The 274-nt window shown below is 65.0% G+C and carries 1 protein-coding gene; it reads left to right on the forward strand.

Annotation, left to right across the window (positions count from 1 at the left end; all coding sequences use genetic code 11):
- Positions 1–274: glycogen/starch/alpha-glucan phosphorylase (locus CH341_RS32525; RefSeq protein ID WP_146604773.1), on the forward strand; the 274-nt coding region annotated here is incomplete at both ends.

Consider the following 274-nt stretch of genomic DNA (forward strand, 5'->3'; position numbering starts at 1 on the left):
ACTTCTTCACCGCCGCTTCGCTGGAAGACATCCTGATCCGGCACCTGATGTTCCATGGCGACGTGGAGAGCCTGCCCGACCACGCCGCGATCCAGCTCAACGACACCCATCCGGCGATCGCCGTGCCGGAGCTTTTGCGCCGGCTCGTCGACGAGCACGACCTGCCGCTGGAAAAGGCGTTCGACATCACCAACCGGACGCTGTGCTACACCAACCACACGCTGATGCCGGAGGCGCTGGAGCGCTGGCCCGTCGACATGATGCGCCACGTCCT

Source organism: Rhodoplanes roseus (genome assembly GCF_003258865.1).
GTDB classification, from domain to species: Bacteria; Pseudomonadota; Alphaproteobacteria; order Rhizobiales; family Xanthobacteraceae; genus Rhodoplanes; species Rhodoplanes roseus.